Source organism: Acinetobacter sp. (assembly GCF_049284435.1).
Lineage (GTDB): Bacteria > Pseudomonadota > Gammaproteobacteria > Pseudomonadales > Moraxellaceae > Acinetobacter.
The window spans coordinates 1-14406 of the sequence record NZ_JBAPXX010000051.1; the positions used below are offsets into that span (position 1 = coordinate 1).

The 14406-nt window shown below is 41.8% G+C and carries 14 protein-coding genes and 3 pseudogenes; 14 read left to right on the forward strand and 3 right to left on the reverse strand.

Annotated elements, in window-relative coordinates; translation table 11 throughout:
• The 4 genes and pseudogenes from WAK81_RS04430 to WAK81_RS04445 form a co-directional block, all read left to right on the forward strand.
• Window positions 1–182: pseudogene (locus tag WAK81_RS04430) on the forward strand (MBL fold metallo-hydrolase); the annotation flags it as partial.
• 67 nt (window positions 183–249) lie between these two features.
• Window positions 250–1032 carry a sulfite exporter TauE/SafE family protein gene (locus WAK81_RS04435; RefSeq protein ID WP_422195842.1) on the forward strand — a complete coding sequence of 261 codons (783 nt, stop codon included), beginning with the start codon at window positions 250–252 and terminating at the stop codon, window positions 1030–1032.
• A gap of 247 nt (window positions 1033–1279) precedes the next feature.
• Complete coding sequence (locus tag WAK81_RS04440) at window positions 1280–1684, forward strand: rhodanese-like domain-containing protein (protein WP_422195872.1); 405 nt, start codon at window positions 1280–1282, stop codon at window positions 1682–1684.
• A gap of 45 nt (window positions 1685–1729) precedes the next feature.
• Window positions 1730–2065 (forward strand): annotated as a pseudogene (locus tag WAK81_RS04445) (carboxymuconolactone decarboxylase family protein).
• Between the two features lie 228 nt (window positions 2066–2293).
• Here the strand turns inward: WAK81_RS04445 and WAK81_RS04450 are convergent.
• Window positions 2294–4171, reverse strand: a complete 1878-nt coding sequence (locus WAK81_RS04450; RefSeq protein ID WP_422195843.1) for a potassium transporter Kup — start codon at window positions 4169–4171, stop codon at window positions 2294–2296.
• Window positions 4172–4489: 318 nt separating this feature from the next.
• Here WAK81_RS04450 and arsC point away from each other — a divergent pair, with 318 nt between their 5' ends.
• The 9 genes from arsC (at window position 4490) to WAK81_RS04495 (ending at window position 10413) form a co-directional block, all read left to right on the forward strand.
• The gene (gene arsC, locus WAK81_RS04455; protein WP_422195844.1) at window positions 4490–4924 is read left to right on the forward strand and encodes an arsenate reductase (glutaredoxin); all 435 of its coding nucleotides are present in this window, start codon (window positions 4490–4492) and stop codon (window positions 4922–4924) included.
• A 119-nt stretch (window positions 4925–5043) separates the two neighbouring features.
• Complete coding sequence (locus tag WAK81_RS04460) at window positions 5044–5181, forward strand: ArsR family transcriptional regulator (RefSeq protein WP_422195845.1); 138 nt, start codon at window positions 5044–5046, stop codon at window positions 5179–5181.
• 29 nt (window positions 5182–5210) lie between these two features.
• Window positions 5211–6230, forward strand: a complete 1020-nt coding sequence (locus WAK81_RS04465) for a permease (protein WP_422195846.1) — start codon at window positions 5211–5213, stop codon at window positions 6228–6230.
• A gap of 19 nt (window positions 6231–6249) precedes the next feature.
• Window positions 6250–6489 carry a thioredoxin family protein gene (locus WAK81_RS04470; RefSeq protein ID WP_422195847.1) on the forward strand — a complete coding sequence of 80 codons (240 nt, stop codon included), beginning with the start codon at window positions 6250–6252 and terminating at the stop codon, window positions 6487–6489.
• A gap of 192 nt (window positions 6490–6681) precedes the next feature.
• On the forward strand, window positions 6682–7002 hold the full coding sequence (locus WAK81_RS04475; RefSeq protein ID WP_422195848.1) for a metalloregulator ArsR/SmtB family transcription factor: 321 nt from the start codon (window positions 6682–6684) through the stop codon (window positions 7000–7002).
• Window positions 7003–7008: 6 nt separating this feature from the next.
• The gene (locus tag WAK81_RS04480) at window positions 7009–7482 is read left to right on the forward strand and encodes an arsenate reductase ArsC (RefSeq protein WP_422195849.1); all 474 of its coding nucleotides are present in this window, start codon (window positions 7009–7011) and stop codon (window positions 7480–7482) included.
• A 5-nt stretch (window positions 7483–7487) separates the two neighbouring features.
• Window positions 7488–8528 carry an ACR3 family arsenite efflux transporter gene (gene arsB / locus WAK81_RS04485; RefSeq protein WP_004730035.1) on the forward strand — a complete coding sequence of 347 codons (1041 nt, stop codon included), beginning with the start codon at window positions 7488–7490 and terminating at the stop codon, window positions 8526–8528.
• A gap of 4 nt (window positions 8529–8532) precedes the next feature.
• Window positions 8533–9237, forward strand: a complete 705-nt coding sequence (gene arsH / locus WAK81_RS04490; RefSeq protein ID WP_422195850.1) for an arsenical resistance protein ArsH — start codon at window positions 8533–8535, stop codon at window positions 9235–9237.
• Between the two features lie 96 nt (window positions 9238–9333).
• Window positions 9334–10413, forward strand: a complete 1080-nt coding sequence (locus WAK81_RS04495; protein ID WP_422195873.1) for an ArsO family NAD(P)H-dependent flavin-containing monooxygenase — start codon at window positions 9334–9336, stop codon at window positions 10411–10413.
• Between the two features lie 412 nt (window positions 10414–10825).
• Here WAK81_RS04495 and WAK81_RS04500 read toward each other — a convergent pair whose 3' ends face one another.
• Together WAK81_RS04500 and WAK81_RS04505 are read right to left on the reverse strand one after the other, a co-directional pair.
• Window positions 10826–11809, reverse strand: a complete 984-nt coding sequence (locus WAK81_RS04500) for a potassium channel family protein (RefSeq protein WP_422195851.1) — start codon at window positions 11807–11809, stop codon at window positions 10826–10828.
• Window positions 11810–12197: 388 nt separating this feature from the next.
• On the reverse strand, window positions 12198–12431 hold the full coding sequence (locus WAK81_RS04505) for a transposase (RefSeq protein WP_422195852.1): 234 nt from the start codon (window positions 12429–12431) through the stop codon (window positions 12198–12200).
• 330 nt (window positions 12432–12761) lie between these two features.
• Here WAK81_RS04505 and WAK81_RS04510 point away from each other — a divergent pair.
• Window positions 12762–13960: pseudogene (locus tag WAK81_RS04510) on the forward strand (tyrosine-type recombinase/integrase).
• Window positions 13961–14406: the final 446 nt, after the last annotated feature.

The following is a 14406-nucleotide window of genomic DNA, read 5'->3' on the forward strand; positions in this document are numbered from 1 at the left end:
ATATTCATCAGGGAATCAGTAAAGCTGAATTTGCCAAGATGCGAAACCAGCGAGATTCAGGACTCAATATGCCTAAGCTGATTCTACCGGCGATTCAGATCAATATGAAAGCAGGGCAGTTTCCTGAGCCAGAACAAAATGGTGTTTCTTACCTCAAGCTTCCTCTTAACTACTTCAAATAAGCTTGTGTCGTGATTCAACAAAAGTTCAACTTTTATTGAATCATTTTTTTGGATAAAGGAGAGGGCGATGTGGGCATTAATACTGGAAGGATTGGCGATTGGTGGCTTGCTGGGTCTAACCGGTGCTGGTGGCGGCATTCTGGCTGTACCGGCACTGATGGCGAGTCAGGGTTGGACTGTGGCACAGGCTGCACCGGTAGGCTTGCTGGCAGTCACGCTGTCGGCTTTGGTTGGAACGTTCGAAGGTTTATTCAAGCGTATTGTACGTTATCGCGCTGCGCTCTGGATTGCACTCATTAGCATTCCTTCAGCACGTTATGGTGTGCATCTGGCTGGTATTGTTTCTCCAGTTTGGTTGACGATAGCCTTTAGTCTGGTCATGTTGATTGTGGCTTACAGGATATTTTCTAATAAAGTCACTGATCATGAAAATGCACTGTGTAAGGTCAATCAAACGACTGGTCGCCTGATCTGGAATATGAAAACTGCCCTATCCCTCGCCGGTATTGGAGTGGTGGCAGGCTTACTGACCGGTTTGCTGGGGGTAGGAGGCGGTTTTGTAATTGTCCCTGCACTACAGAGACTGACCAATCTTGATATGCGCAGCATCGTTGCGACTTCCCTGATGATTATTTTTCTGATTGGCGGTGTCAGTATTTATGCCCATGTGCTGGATGGCTTTCAATATCCTGTTTCGGTCACGCTGACTTTTGTCTTGGCCTGTATTGTGGGGATGCTGATTGGACGCAGTCTGATGCACCGGATTGAAAGTAACAAGGTACAGAAGATTTTTGCCACCACTGTGATTGGGGTAGCTATGTATTTAATCTATTCAGCACTCATGGGCTAGTTCTGTACGCTGTCTGGATAAAAATGCCTGAGTTGATGGCTGCCGGATGAGATCTGTCATCTGGCTGGACCTCAAACAGCTGTAGCATATGAAACGACGTGAGCATAGCTACGGTTTGCATCGCCTGACCGTAGCAGCAGGGTTGAAACAAGCCGATTGGGCATTCGAGCTAAACAGCTTTTAATCTACGTGGTCCTAGTTTATAAAATATGAAGATGATTTTGATGCACGAGGAAGAATGAAAATGATGAAAACTGCAGAGCAATTGATTCTGAATGCGAAAAGCCGGATTCAGGAAGTGAGTGTAACCGAACTGTTTGAAGCGATGAAAAACCATAAAACCATTCTGATTGATGTTCGAGAACCGGATGAGTTTCAGGCGGCAGCGATAGACCGGGCAGTGAATTATCCGCGTGGTGTTTTAGAAATGAGGATTCACCAGCATCCTTTGGCGAGCCATCATTGCGATACCCAGCAGGCATTGGAACATTTAAAAGATCAGCCGATCTATTTGATCTGTGGCACGGGTGGCCGTTCAGCATTGGCAACCGATACCTTACAGAATATGGGTTTTACCCAGGTCAAGTCTGTGCAGGGTGGCTATCAGGCTTGGCTGGAACAAGGCTATCCGGTTGAAAAAATAAGCTTTTGAAATACACGAAATCTTATTATTGATTTCTTAATTTAAGGGAAAGTTATGAAATACAAAGAATTAACCCAAAAAATTTCAGGCAGTTTAAGAACATGAACTCAGGATTCCCCTGATTTAATGAAAAGTTTTAATCAGTTGTCCCAGACCGCTATGCGCGATGGCGTGATTGATCCCAAAACCAAGGAGTTGATTGCCTTGGCGATTGGTGTCGCATCACGTTGTGATGGCTGTATTGGTTTTCATGTCAGAACCTTGGTCAAAATGGGCATGACCCTGCAGGAGCTGGAGGAAGTTCTGGGCGTTGTGGTGTATATGGGTGGTGGACCTTCATTAATGTATGCCGCAAATGCACTGGATGCCTTTAAAGAGTTTTCCAGCTGATAGGATACTGAAGTAAATGGAGGAATGAAATGAGTCAGTATTGGAGTGAATTTTATGCCCAGACGCAGGATCTGTACGGCACAGCAGCAAACCTGTTTATCCAGGAGGTTGCGAAAAAAATACGGCTGGTTACATGTGTCTATAAACTTTGGTGGCTATTCAGTATAAAGATTTATTCTGACCAGATAGGCACCCTTATTTAAAGGTGCCTATTCATTTTAAAAGTTCTTAAATTTCAATCTGACTACCTAGTTCTACCACCCGGTTAGAAGGGATTTTATAAAAATCACTGACAGGGCTGGTATTTTTTTGCATTGCGACAAATAGCTTTTCACGCCATGTAGACATCTTGTTGGACATACTTGGAATTAATCTTTCTCTAGAAATAAAGAAGCTGATATTCATTAAGTCATATTCAAGCTCCAGTGCTGAAAAAGCTTGTTTCAATGAATGAGGCACATTAGGCTCTTCTTTAAAGCCATAATGAATCGTTATTCTGAAAAAACCATTCTCCAGTACTTCAGTAACGATTCGCTTGGCTTCATCAACATACGGTATTTCAGAAGTCTTGATTGTCACCAGAAAATTACGTTCATGCAGAACTTTATTGTGCTTTAGATTATGTAAAAGCGCATGGGGTACGACTTGAGGCGTTCCAGTTAAAAATACGGCATTTCCACTCACTTTCTGACCTGTCTGTTCAAGGTGCTCAAGAAACAGATTAAGTGGAAGCGTGTCCTGCTGCAGTTTATCCTGAAGAATCTCTCTACCTTTTTTCCAGGTCATCATGAGGGTAAAAACAATAACCGCAATAACGACTGGTACCCAGCCCCCAATTAGGACTTTTAATAGGTTTGAACTCAGCAAAACCAGATCAATAAAGGCGAATGGAATAATGAACAGCAGGACTCTCCATGTTTTCCATTTCCAGTAACTATAAGCCAGAAAGGCCACCAGCAGTGTGTCACAGAACATGGTCACAGTCACTGCCAGACCATAAGCACCTGCCAACTTGCTGCTACTTTCAAATATTAAGATCAAAATAGTGATAGAGATAAACAGGAGCCAGTTCAGTAATGGAATATAGATTTGTCCAATTTCCGAAGCAGAGGTATGTAAAACTGTAAACCTAGGTAGATATCCCAACTGGATTGCCTGTTTAGCCATAGAGAATACCCCACTGATTAAAGCTTGAGAGGCAATGACTGCAGCTGCAGTAGCCAGAATAATCATAGGATATAGAAGGGCTGAAGGCAGAAGCAGGTAAAAAGGATTGGTGATAGCCGAAGGTTCTCTTAACAGTAATGCTCCTTGTCCAGCATAATTCAGCATCAGACATGGCAGTACAATTAAAAACCAGCCTAACTTGATCGGTAAAATACCAAAATGTCCCATATCCGCATATAAGGCTTCACCACCTGTTACTGTTAAAACCACAGCTCCCATCACAAAAAATGAAATAAGAGGATTGTTAATAACGAATAAAAAAGCCCAGTGGGGACTGAATAATGCAAGAACAAATGGACTTTGAATAATACTCATAATGCCAATGGCACCAATAGATAGGAACCATAATAGGGTGATAGGACCAAAAAACTTCCCCATCATTGCAGTCCCATGTTTTTGAACGGCAAAGAGAGCTATAAGAATTCCAATGCTGATTGGAATAATGAAACGATCAAATGATGGGGCAGCAACAGAAAGGCCCTCAACTGCAGATAAAACGGAAATAGCAGGGGTGATAATACCGTCACCGAAGAATAATGATGCTCCAATGAAACCTAAGATAATGATTGCCAGTCTTTTTCCACGGGACAATCCTTTTTGCCGAAGGTTTAAGGCAAGTAATGCCATGATACCCCCTTCACCATTATTATCAGCTCTCATAATAACGAGAACATATTTAATGGAAACAATTAAGGTAATGGTCCAAAAGATTAAAGAGAGAATTCCCAAGATATTAAGTTCATTAATAGGTAGTCCGCGTGTCGCATGAAAACTTTCTTTTAATGCATATAATGGACTCGTTCCTATATCGCCGAATACTACTCCTAGTGCAGCCAGTGTTAATGCTGGTACTGCCGGCTTACTCACATTATTTTGCATATATTTGATTTACAAAATTGGGGAGCCTCGAATTTTATCATCTGGCTTCTCATGAAATTACCTTGTACATAAAAACCCATACTTTCTCAGAATATTATAGTTTTTCCAGCTAAGCCTGCACTATATGGGTGCTATTTCGCCCTTGAATAAACCTATGGCGTGATCCAATAATCTAGACGAGACTATTCATTTTGAAACTGTCTCCAATGATTTTGGACTTCCCATCTCAGGTTGCATTCATAAAGCACATATATTTTATATTGCGAATATGCGTATATTCATATATAAAACTATGATTCATTGATAAGGGTAAAGCTCATGAATCAAATGCCAAAAGTGCAAATTTATCATAACCCGGCCTGTGGCACCTCACGCAATACGCTGGCGTTAATTCGCAATGCAGGAATTGAGCCGGAAGTGATCGAATATCTGCTTACGCCTCCTTCTCGTGATGAGCTGATTCAACTGATTTCTGATGCAGGTTTATCGGTAAGAGATGCGCTCCGTAAAAATGTCGATCCCTATGCCGAGCTCAATCTGGATGATGCCAGCTGGAGCGATGAGAAGCTGATTGAGGCCATGCTGCAACATCCGATCCTGATCAATCGCCCGTTGGTGGTTACCGAGCTTGGAACCCGATTATGCCGTCCCTCAGAAGTGGTGCTGGATATTCTGCCTTGGCCACAATTAAAAGCCTTTGCCAAAGAAGACGGTGAAATCATCGTGGATCAACAGGGCAATCGGGTAAAATAAAGTGTCCCCAATACGAAAAAGCTTCAACTTGATTGGAGCTTTTTTATCTGAAAAACACATTGACGATGATCTATATCATTTACATACTGAATGGAATAGGTTCTTGATGGATAAAGGAATTGGATCATCAGCAGGCAGTTTCCCCGTATCCGGTTTTGACGGATAAGACCCGTCTTCAGATTTTGCAAATGTTACAGGCAGGGGAGTGTTGTGCATGTGAATTGTTCAAAAATCTGCCGATGAGTGCATCGACCTGATCTCATCCCACTAAAACCAGGAACTTTAAATGGAAAGCATACTCGCGATTTTTGCCTGGCTGAATGATGTGCTGCTTAAAATGACCTGGCTCTCGGAAGGCGTGCGCTGGCTGGTCGAAAATGTCTTCGGTTTATCGGTGGCGACCCGGCTCGGTGGCAGTATTCACTTCTTTATTTATGATGTCTTCAAGATCTTTATTCTGCTCTCGGTTCTGATCTATAGCCTGTCGTATATCCAGAGTTATTTTCCGCCTGAACGCACCAAGCAGATTTTAGGTCGGATGAGCGGGATCAAGGCCAATATCATGGGGGCTTTACTCGGCACCATTACCCCATTTTGTTCCTGTTCTTCCATTCCGCTGTTTATCGGTTTTACCCGTGCCGGACTGCCTGTGGGGGTGACCTTTTCATTTCTGATTTCATCTCCCTTAGTCGATCTGGCTTCGATTATTTTATTGGCCAGTATTTTTAACTGGAAAATCGCCATAGCCTATGTGCTGCTGGGTTTAGTCTTGGCGGTCTTGGGCGGGTCATTGATTAGCTACCTGAAAATGGAAAAGTATGTGGCTGAGTTTGTGACCCACAATGGTGCCATTCAGGGAGATGAGGATTTCAGCATGACTGCGAAAGAGCGGCGTACATTTGCCTGGGAACAGGTGGTGGAAATTTTTAGCAAAGTCTGGATGTATGTGTTGATTGGGGTAGGGATTGGCGCGGCAATTCATAACTGGATTCCTGAACAGTGGATTACCGCCTTGCTTGGTCAGGAACACTGGTATTCTGTGCTGATTGCTACAATCGTAGGCATACCGATGTACGCGGATATTTTTGGCACCCTGCCGATTGCAGAAGCTTTGGTGGCGAAAGGCGTGGGGCTAGGTACAGTATTGGCCTTTATGATGGCAGTCACCGCACTTTCCTTGCCATCCCTGATCCTGTTAAAGCAAGTGGTGAAAACCCGTTTATTGAGCCTGTTTGTAGGGATCATTTTTGTGGGAATCTTGATTATTGGCTATAGCCTGAATACTTTGGGTGACTGGTTTTTATAAAATGTATGGAGAATAAAAGATGAAAATTAAAGTCTTGGGTACAGGCTGCCGTAAATGTAAGGCCCTGTTGGCTGCAACTGAAGAAGCAGTGAAAAGCACCGGTGTGCAAGCGGACATTGAGTATGTCACGGATATGATGCAGATTGCCGAAACCGGACTGTTAAGCACACCGGGTCTGATGATTAACAATACAATCGTATCGAGTGGTAAAGTTCTGGAAGCTCAGGCTATCGCGGAACTGATCGAGAAAAATAAATAACTTCAAAATTAAAGTTGTAGAGAAGAAAACCAGTGGTTCAAGTCGCTGGTTTTTCTATATTGGGAGAAGAGGGAAACTGTTAAATCCAGCGCTTTCTGGCTGTGATATTCTGATCCAGATATAATTTTTAACTTGTACTATTTACTATATATATGGATATGTATATATTTGCATAACAGAATGGGAGCAGCTATGAACCACGTTCAGTTTTTTAAATGTTTATCTGATGAAACACGTCTCAGTATTGTCCTGCTGATTGCGGAAAATAAAGAGCAATGCGTCTGTGATCTGACCGATAAACTGCAGTTAAGCCAACCAAAAATTTCACGGCATTTGGCCTTGTTGCGGTCTTGCGGTCTGCTCAACGATCGTCGGCAAAGCCAGTGGGTGTACTACAGCATCAATCCGCAATTACCGGCCTGGTGCTTTGAAATTCTGGACGTACTGAAACGTAGTGACGTTCCGGTTTTATTTGATCCTTCCGCTCTATCGATTCAGAGCCATTGCGAGTAAGTTTTCATGAAATTTTTGTTTTTATGCACGGGGAACAGTTGCCGCAGCATTCTCTCTGAAGTGTTGTTCAATAGCCGTGCGCCAGAAGGCTGGGTCGCTTACAGTGCCGGCAGCAAACCTTCTGGTCAGGTGCATCCCTTGACGCTTGAAACCCTACACAATCTGGGCTTGTCGACTAAAGGCTTATCCAGCAAGACGATTGATGCCTGTGAACAGTATCAGCCAGACGTGGTGATTACCGTCTGTGATGCGGCTGCACAGGAAGCGTGTCCTCTTTATCTTGGCGGAGCGATCAAGGCGCACTGGGGCCTGTCTGATCCGTCACATTTAGAGGTGGATAAAGAAGAAAAAATGAAAGCCTTTATGAACACTGTTGAACATATCAATCGTCGCCTGAATGCTTTGTTTAAACTTAACGTAGATGAACTTTCTCGCTCACAATTGATTGCAGCGATTAATCAAATTTCGAATGTTGAGTAAGTCACATGTCTGAAAAACGCATGTCCTTTTTAGATCGCAACCTGACGCTCTGGATTTTTATTGCCATGGCGTTAGGCATCGCAATAGGAAACTTTTTTCCTCAAGCATCGGTTGCTCTGGATCAATTCAGTATTAATTCAGTCAATATTCCAATCGCGATTGGTCTGATTCTGATGATGTATCCACCCCTGGCAAAAGTGGATTATGCGACCTTGCCACAAGTGTTTAAGGATAAAAAAACCCTTACGCTATCTTTAATTCAAAACTGGTTGATTGCTCCGGTACTGATGTTTGCGTTGGCTGTGATTTTTTTGCATAGCTATCCAGAGTATATGACAGGCGTGATCCTGATTGGTTTAGCTCGATGTATTGCCATGGTACTGGTGTGGAATGGTCTGGCCTGTGGTGACAACCAATATGTTGCAGCATTGGTGGCGTTTAACAGTATTTTCCAGATTTTATTCTTCAGTACCTATGCCTGGTTATTCCTGACCTTCCTTCCGCCATATTTTGGTATTGAAGCTCAAGTGATCAATGTTAGCTTCTGGACCATTACCCATGCTGTTCTGGTTTATCTTGGAATTCCGTTCTTATTGGGTTTCTTAACGCGCTTAATTTTGGTGAAACAAAAAGGCGTGGAATGGTATCAAACCAAGTTCATTCCAAAAATCAGCCCGCTGAGTTTGATGGCTTTGCTGTTTACGATTTTGGCGATGTTTAGCTTAAAAGGGGGGGATGTCGTGAGTCTTCCACTGGAAGTTTTACGCATCGCGATTCCTTTAATCATTTACTTTGTGGCCATGTTCTTCATTAGCTTCTTTATGAGTAAATGGATGGGCAATGATTATCCAAAAACTGCTGCAATCTCATTTACTGCGGCTGGAAATAATTTTGAATTATCACTTGCAGTCGCCATTGCAACTTTTGGTATTGCTTCGCCGGTTGCTTTTACCACGATTATTGGACCATTGGTTGAAGTACCTGTGTTAATTGCTTTAGTGAGTGTTTCACTGTGGCTAAGAAAGAAATATTTTAAAGAGGCTTGATACGATGAACCTGCCTAACGTAGATCTAAATCTTATTGAACAACCCACCTTTGAAAAAGTCCAAGCCAAAGAACTTGCTCATCCTCCTCGGATTTTGCTGCTCTATGGGTCTAATCGGGAACGTTCTTATAGCCGTCTTGCAGTTCTTGAAGCCGGTCGAATTCTTGAGTACTTTGGGGCTGAAGTAAAAATCTTCCATCCGAAAGGGCTGCCTTTACCGGAAGATGCTGATACTGAACATCCAAAAGTAAAAGAACTGCATGAGCTTCTGGCATGGGCTGAAGGCATGGTGTGGTGTTCACCGGAACGCCATGGTTCTATGAGTTCCATCTTTAAATCACAGATTGACTGGATTCCACTGGCAGGGGGTGCAATTCGTGCCACTCAAGGAAAAACCCTTGCCTTGATGCAAGTCAGTGGGGGATCACAGTCCTTTAACAGCCTGAACCAGATGCGTGTTTTGGGGCGTTGGATGCGGATGATCACGATTCCAAATCAGTCTTCAATTCCAAAAGCATTCCTGGAATTTGAAGAAGATGGACGAATGAAGCCATCAGCATTCTATGACCGGATTGTGGATGTGATGGAAGAGTTATTTAAGTTCACGCTGCTGACACGTGGTCAAAGCAAATACCTGACAGATCGTTATTCTGAACGTAAGGAATCGGCTGAAGAGCTTTCCAAACGGGTGAATCGGCGCAGTCTGTAAGGCTGGATTTGCTTGAATTCAGGCTGTCCGGTCAATCAGAGAAATCAGCAGAAACCCGCTGAAAAAGCGGGATGCTGCATCAAGAACACCAGAAAAATGCAAGGGGAAAAGGCTTTGGACACAAAACAGATCGAAACAGATGTGATCATCATCGGTGCTGGACAGGCCGGTTTGTCCACGGCTTACTTCTTAAAGCGTAAGAATATTCCGTTTATCATCCTGGATGATCAGCCTCAGCCTGGAGGTGCCTGGCAGCATGCCTGGGAGTCCTTGCGTCTTTTCTCCCCGAATAGCTGGAGTTCGCTGTCGGGCTGGATGATGCCGGCGACTGAACAGACCTATCCGACCCGCAATGAGGTGATCGATTATTTGACCGCCTATGAGCAGCGCTATCACTTTCCTATAGTTCGTCCGGTGCATGTGGATCACGTGGAAAGCAAGGGGACATATTTAGTAGTTCATGCAGGGGAGCAATCCTGGAAAGCCAAGGCGATGGTGAGTGCTACAGGGACATGGAGCCAACCATTTATTCCCGAGTATGTAAATCGTGAGCATTTTCAGGGTATACAACTTCATTCAGCAGATTATAAAAATGCTGAGTTATTTAAAAACAAGAAAGTCATGATCGTGGGTGGTGGCAACTCCGGTGCGCAGATCCTGGCCGAGGTTTCCCAGGTAGCTGAAACGCTTTGGATCACCCAGACACCGCCGCAATTTCTGGCAGATGATGTCGATGGTCGTGTCCTGTTCTTAAGGGCGACCGAGCGTTTGAAAGCCCAGCAGCAAGGCAGAAAGATCGAGCAGCCCATTGGTGGTCTGGGCGATATTGTCATGATCGATTCGGTCAAGGATGCACGTGAGCGAGGCGTTTTACAGAGCAAGCGTCCATTTTCGGCTTTTACCGAACATGGCGTGATATGGGAAGATGGCAGCACCGCGCAAGTGGATGCAGTGATCTGGTGTACCGGATTTAAGGCGGCGCTGAATCATCTTAGCAGTCTCGGGATTATCCAGCAGGACCACACCATCGCAGTGAAGGATGGTCGCTCGGTTCAGCTGCCGAATTTATGGCTGGTCGGTTATGGGGAATGGACCGGTGCTGCTTCGGCAACGCTGGTCGGGGTTTCTCGCACAGCTAGGGCAGTGGCCGATGAAATCGCTGCGTTTTTAGATTGAGATGATTTGATCCTGTTCCGAACGGGCCGATGGAGTGATAGAACTGGCTTGCAACGAGTATCCTCCTAAGGGCTGATTTTGGTGGTGATTGATCACTGGTATCCATCCTCCCAAATCTGCTCATGCTGTGGTGTTAGGTCTGGTAAAAAAGAGTTAAACATCCGCCAGTGAGAGTGTTTGAGTTGTGAAAGTCAGCTTGATCGGGATACCAATGCTGCGATTAACATCAAAAAAGAAGGCATTAGGTTGATTTTGGAAATTCCGAAAGCTACCTAACCTGAACCATAGGAACTATGGGGATAGCCCAATAAACTTGTGTAACCTCTGGATTATTTTGCATGCAATCTAAACCAAGTCTGCAGACTACTTGGGAAGCCCCCACCGCTAAACGAAAGCGAAGGTGGAGGTATGTTCACTCAGGTAATTTATGCCCACAATGCGGACAAAAGAAATATTTGTTTTTTTCCTGCTCGAGTTGTTCTTTCTTGCGCTCATGAATAAGTTCTAACAGGATATCCTGCATTTGCTCTGTGCCCAGCCCGACTTCTTTACGTAAAGTTTCAATTTTTTCTTGATCTTCAATCAAGTCAATTTCTGCATTATCGAGCAGTTCACGAAATCTTAATTCCAGCTTGTGCTTGCGTTGTCTCAGCTCATTGGCCAGGCCATTTGCCAGAATACCGGCGGGAAGTGCTGCCAGACCCACCCCTAAAATGGTAATTAAAGCCCCCAGAAAGCGACCTAATGGGGTGATTGGCGTCACATCGCCATAGCCGACTGTAGTCAGCGTCACCACCGCCCACCACATGGATGCAGGGATGGAGCTAAATACTTCCGGTTGCGCCTTGTTTTCAACCACATATACCCCAGCCGCCGCGATGATGATCATGATCAGCAGGATAAAAATAACCGCCTGAAATGAGCCCTTTTCGCGCTTAATCACCCGCAATAAAATTTGCAGGGAGACAAAATAACGCGTCAATTTGAGTAATCTGAATAATCGAAGGATTCGCAAATAGCGTAAATCAAGATGTACAAAGAAGTTAATATAGGCTGGGAGAATCGCCAACAGGTCAATGATGGCGCCGCCACTACGGATCCATAACCATCGGTTTTTCCATGCACCTTCAAAGGGATCTTTTTCCGCAATGGCCCAAAATCTTAATAAATATTCCAGGGTAAAAATAAAGATCGAGAATAATTCAAAGGCATCAAACAGCAGCTGATAGGATTGATAGAGGTCATTGATCGATTCAAGTAAAACGGCAGCGGTATTTCCAATAATCAATATGATCAGAAATATATTGATGACGCGACTTAAGATGCTTTCATGTTCTTCATTATGCAAATTGTCGTAAATAAATCTGCGAAGCTTATACCAGGCCTTGAATTCCATAGCAGTGCATTACGGTGCGATAAGATGTTTTGAGTTTAGCGCAAGCCCGGTCATCGATAGGAAATTTTTAAAAAATTAATCACAACTGTGGGGTGGTGATTATCCCGGATTTTTAGGGCTAAATCTATGCACTTTGCTGGAAGGGAAGGGTAGCGTTATCAGAATTAGCCACAAAATAATCTTACAACCTATTGGTACTTAAGTTAATTTTCTTGACCGATTAAAAATCAATCCAAAGGTATAAACAGACCCTATTTTGAATTTTATAATTTGAAACAACCTCATACGAGTCTAGATACACAGACACCAAATGAGTTTTATTATGTTCAGCTACCACAACAAAATAAGGTAGCTTAACTAGAACAGAATATCATTTATAAATAAGCTTTTAGTTGTTCAAATAAGTGGAAACACTTCTGTAGCTTTCGTCAATGAGGACCCGTTCTGTATCCAATATGCTTCGTAGTTTAAAAAAATTCTCCCATAAGGTTTTACTCGCCCAACGATTGAGATGGTTATAGACTGTTTGCCATGGACAAAGATCCTCAAGTATATCGCACCAGGGTGCACCTGATCGAAGCTTCCATAATATTCTTACTATTGCGTGAACGGTAGCAGCCATAAAATTGCATAGTATTTTGAATTTCTAACCAAATTTCATTATTTAGGATTTCCCGTGACATATTCGATCACTTCATTTTAGGCAAAGAGATAAGATATTTTAATTGAATAGATGAGAAGGATGAAATATGTACATCAAATGAAAACAGATACTGGTATTAAAAAATGTTTAAATTGAGGGGTTATCGTCTTGGTTACTTTTATTAATTTATCTAAATTAATATATAATAAAAACAATTATTTATAAATTCATATGATGCGTATCCTACGCATCATATGAATTTTGCTTAATTGAATTGAGCAGTGTCATTTGTGGTTAGGTTAAATATTCATGAGTCTTACGGAAGTTAAGGTACGCCAGGCTAAGCCAAAAGAAAAAATCTATTTTCTGGCAGATGATGACGGCTTAAGTTTAAAGGTAGAACCAAACGGACGTAAATCTTGGAGTTACCGTTATTCCATTGTAGGGACAAATAAACGTCCTCGCATGAAGTTAGGCGAATATCCTGTAATGTCCTTGAAAGAGGCCAGATCAGTCCGGGATGAATATAAATTTAATGATTATCAAAATAAACCGCTGCATAAAAAGACATCAAAACTTTTCGGGATGTATGTGAAGAATGGTTAGAATTTAAAATTCAAAATTCTTTTCAAGATGAACCACGATGCGGTGTCATTCAGCTTGCAAAAAATGTTTAGATCAGGATATTTATCCAGATATTGGACTAATGCCATTTATCGAAGTTAAAAGATATGATTTAGTTAAAATTATTAAAAATATAGAATCTCGAAATGTAAAAGAGCCTGTAAAAAAAGCCTACAGTTATTTAAATTAGATTTATGATTATGCTGTAGCGATGGGTTATTGCTAATATAATATTGCAAATGGGCTTCATAAAGTATTAGTTAATAATAAGATTAAAAAAATTATCCGAATTTAAACTCAGATGAACTATCTAACTTCTTAGGTAGATTAAATCAGATTAATACAGATCCTATCATTAAAAAGCCCTATTATTTAAGTTATATACAGGCGTACGTGGTGGAGAATTACTGCTTTGTGAACCACATCACTTCGATCTGGATAAAAGAATATGGAAAATACCAGCCTTACATATTAAACAATATAGAAGAAAAGTCATTTTAGGTCATGATATTCCTAAATTTTTAGTTCCACTATCTGATCAAGCACTTGAAGTTGTGAAATCAGCACTCGCTTGGTCTCATGGTGAAAAATATGTATTTTCTAGTCCTCGTAATAATCATAAACCTATTCATTTTAATACCCTGAACTTGATTATTGGAAAAATGGGATATACTAAAAATGAACTATCATCTCATGGTTTGTGCTCAACATTTAGTACGATACTAAATGAATCTGGGTTATTTCAATCAAATTGGATTGAAGCACAGCTATCTCATACTGATAAAAACAAAACCCGTGCAATTTATAATCATGCAGAATATTTTAATCAGCGTGTGAAAATGATGCAATGGTGGGGCGATTTTATTGATAGTTGTACTGTATAGTTAATGGTTATGAAATCCAATTTTTAATTAGAATATATTGGTAAGTATATAAAATCAGATTCAAGAATTATTAAGGTTGAAATATTTTAAAGTAAACTACTTATAGTCTGTATTATTTATTTTATACAATTTATAAGAGCCTTAGTTTTCTAATAAAGTAAGTATTATTGCTCACATAACTAATCCACCAACCTTGCGGAAATCTTTATATGACATAGCACGCTCACCAATAGTTATATAAATATATAACTATTATCGCCTAAAATACGAAAGATCAATACAATTGAGTCATTCTAGCTCATGAATCTGTTTAATTCTGTAGTTTTGACTCGAGAGATTCTTACAGACGTTATCTTGAATAGCATGAGGACTATGTGAAACGTATTTTTCGTTCGACTTATAAGTGAAAATATTACTTATAGAATCAGCATATAAATTTGTTTGAG

Coding starts and splice junctions, on each gene's coding strand:
- WAK81_RS04435 (WP_422195842.1), top strand. CDS start 250: ATGTGGGCATTAATACTGGAAGGATTGGCGATTGGTGGCTTGCTGGGT.
- WAK81_RS04440 (WP_422195872.1), top strand. CDS start 1,280: ATGAAAACTGCAGAGCAATTGATTCTGAATGCGAAAAGCCGGATTCAG.
- WAK81_RS04450 (WP_422195843.1), bottom strand. CDS start 4,171: ATGCAAAATAATGTGAGTAAGCCGGCAGTACCAGCATTAACACTGGCT.
- arsC (WP_422195844.1), top strand. CDS start 4,490: ATGAATCAAATGCCAAAAGTGCAAATTTATCATAACCCGGCCTGTGGC.
- WAK81_RS04465 (WP_422195846.1), top strand. CDS start 5,211: ATGGAAAGCATACTCGCGATTTTTGCCTGGCTGAATGATGTGCTGCTT.
- WAK81_RS04470 (WP_422195847.1), top strand. CDS start 6,250: ATGAAAATTAAAGTCTTGGGTACAGGCTGCCGTAAATGTAAGGCCCTG.
- WAK81_RS04475 (WP_422195848.1), top strand. CDS start 6,682: ATGAACCACGTTCAGTTTTTTAAATGTTTATCTGATGAAACACGTCTC.
- WAK81_RS04480 (WP_422195849.1), top strand. CDS start 7,009: ATGAAATTTTTGTTTTTATGCACGGGGAACAGTTGCCGCAGCATTCTC.
- arsB (WP_004730035.1), top strand. CDS start 7,488: ATGTCTGAAAAACGCATGTCCTTTTTAGATCGCAACCTGACGCTCTGG.
- arsH (WP_422195850.1), top strand. CDS start 8,533: ATGAACCTGCCTAACGTAGATCTAAATCTTATTGAACAACCCACCTTT.
- WAK81_RS04495 (WP_422195873.1), top strand. CDS start 9,334: ATGCAAGGGGAAAAGGCTTTGGACACAAAACAGATCGAAACAGATGTG.
- WAK81_RS04500 (WP_422195851.1), bottom strand. CDS start 11,809: ATGGAATTCAAGGCCTGGTATAAGCTTCGCAGATTTATTTACGACAAT.
- WAK81_RS04505 (WP_422195852.1), bottom strand. CDS start 12,431: ATGGCTGCTACCGTTCACGCAATAGTAAGAATATTATGGAAGCTTCGA.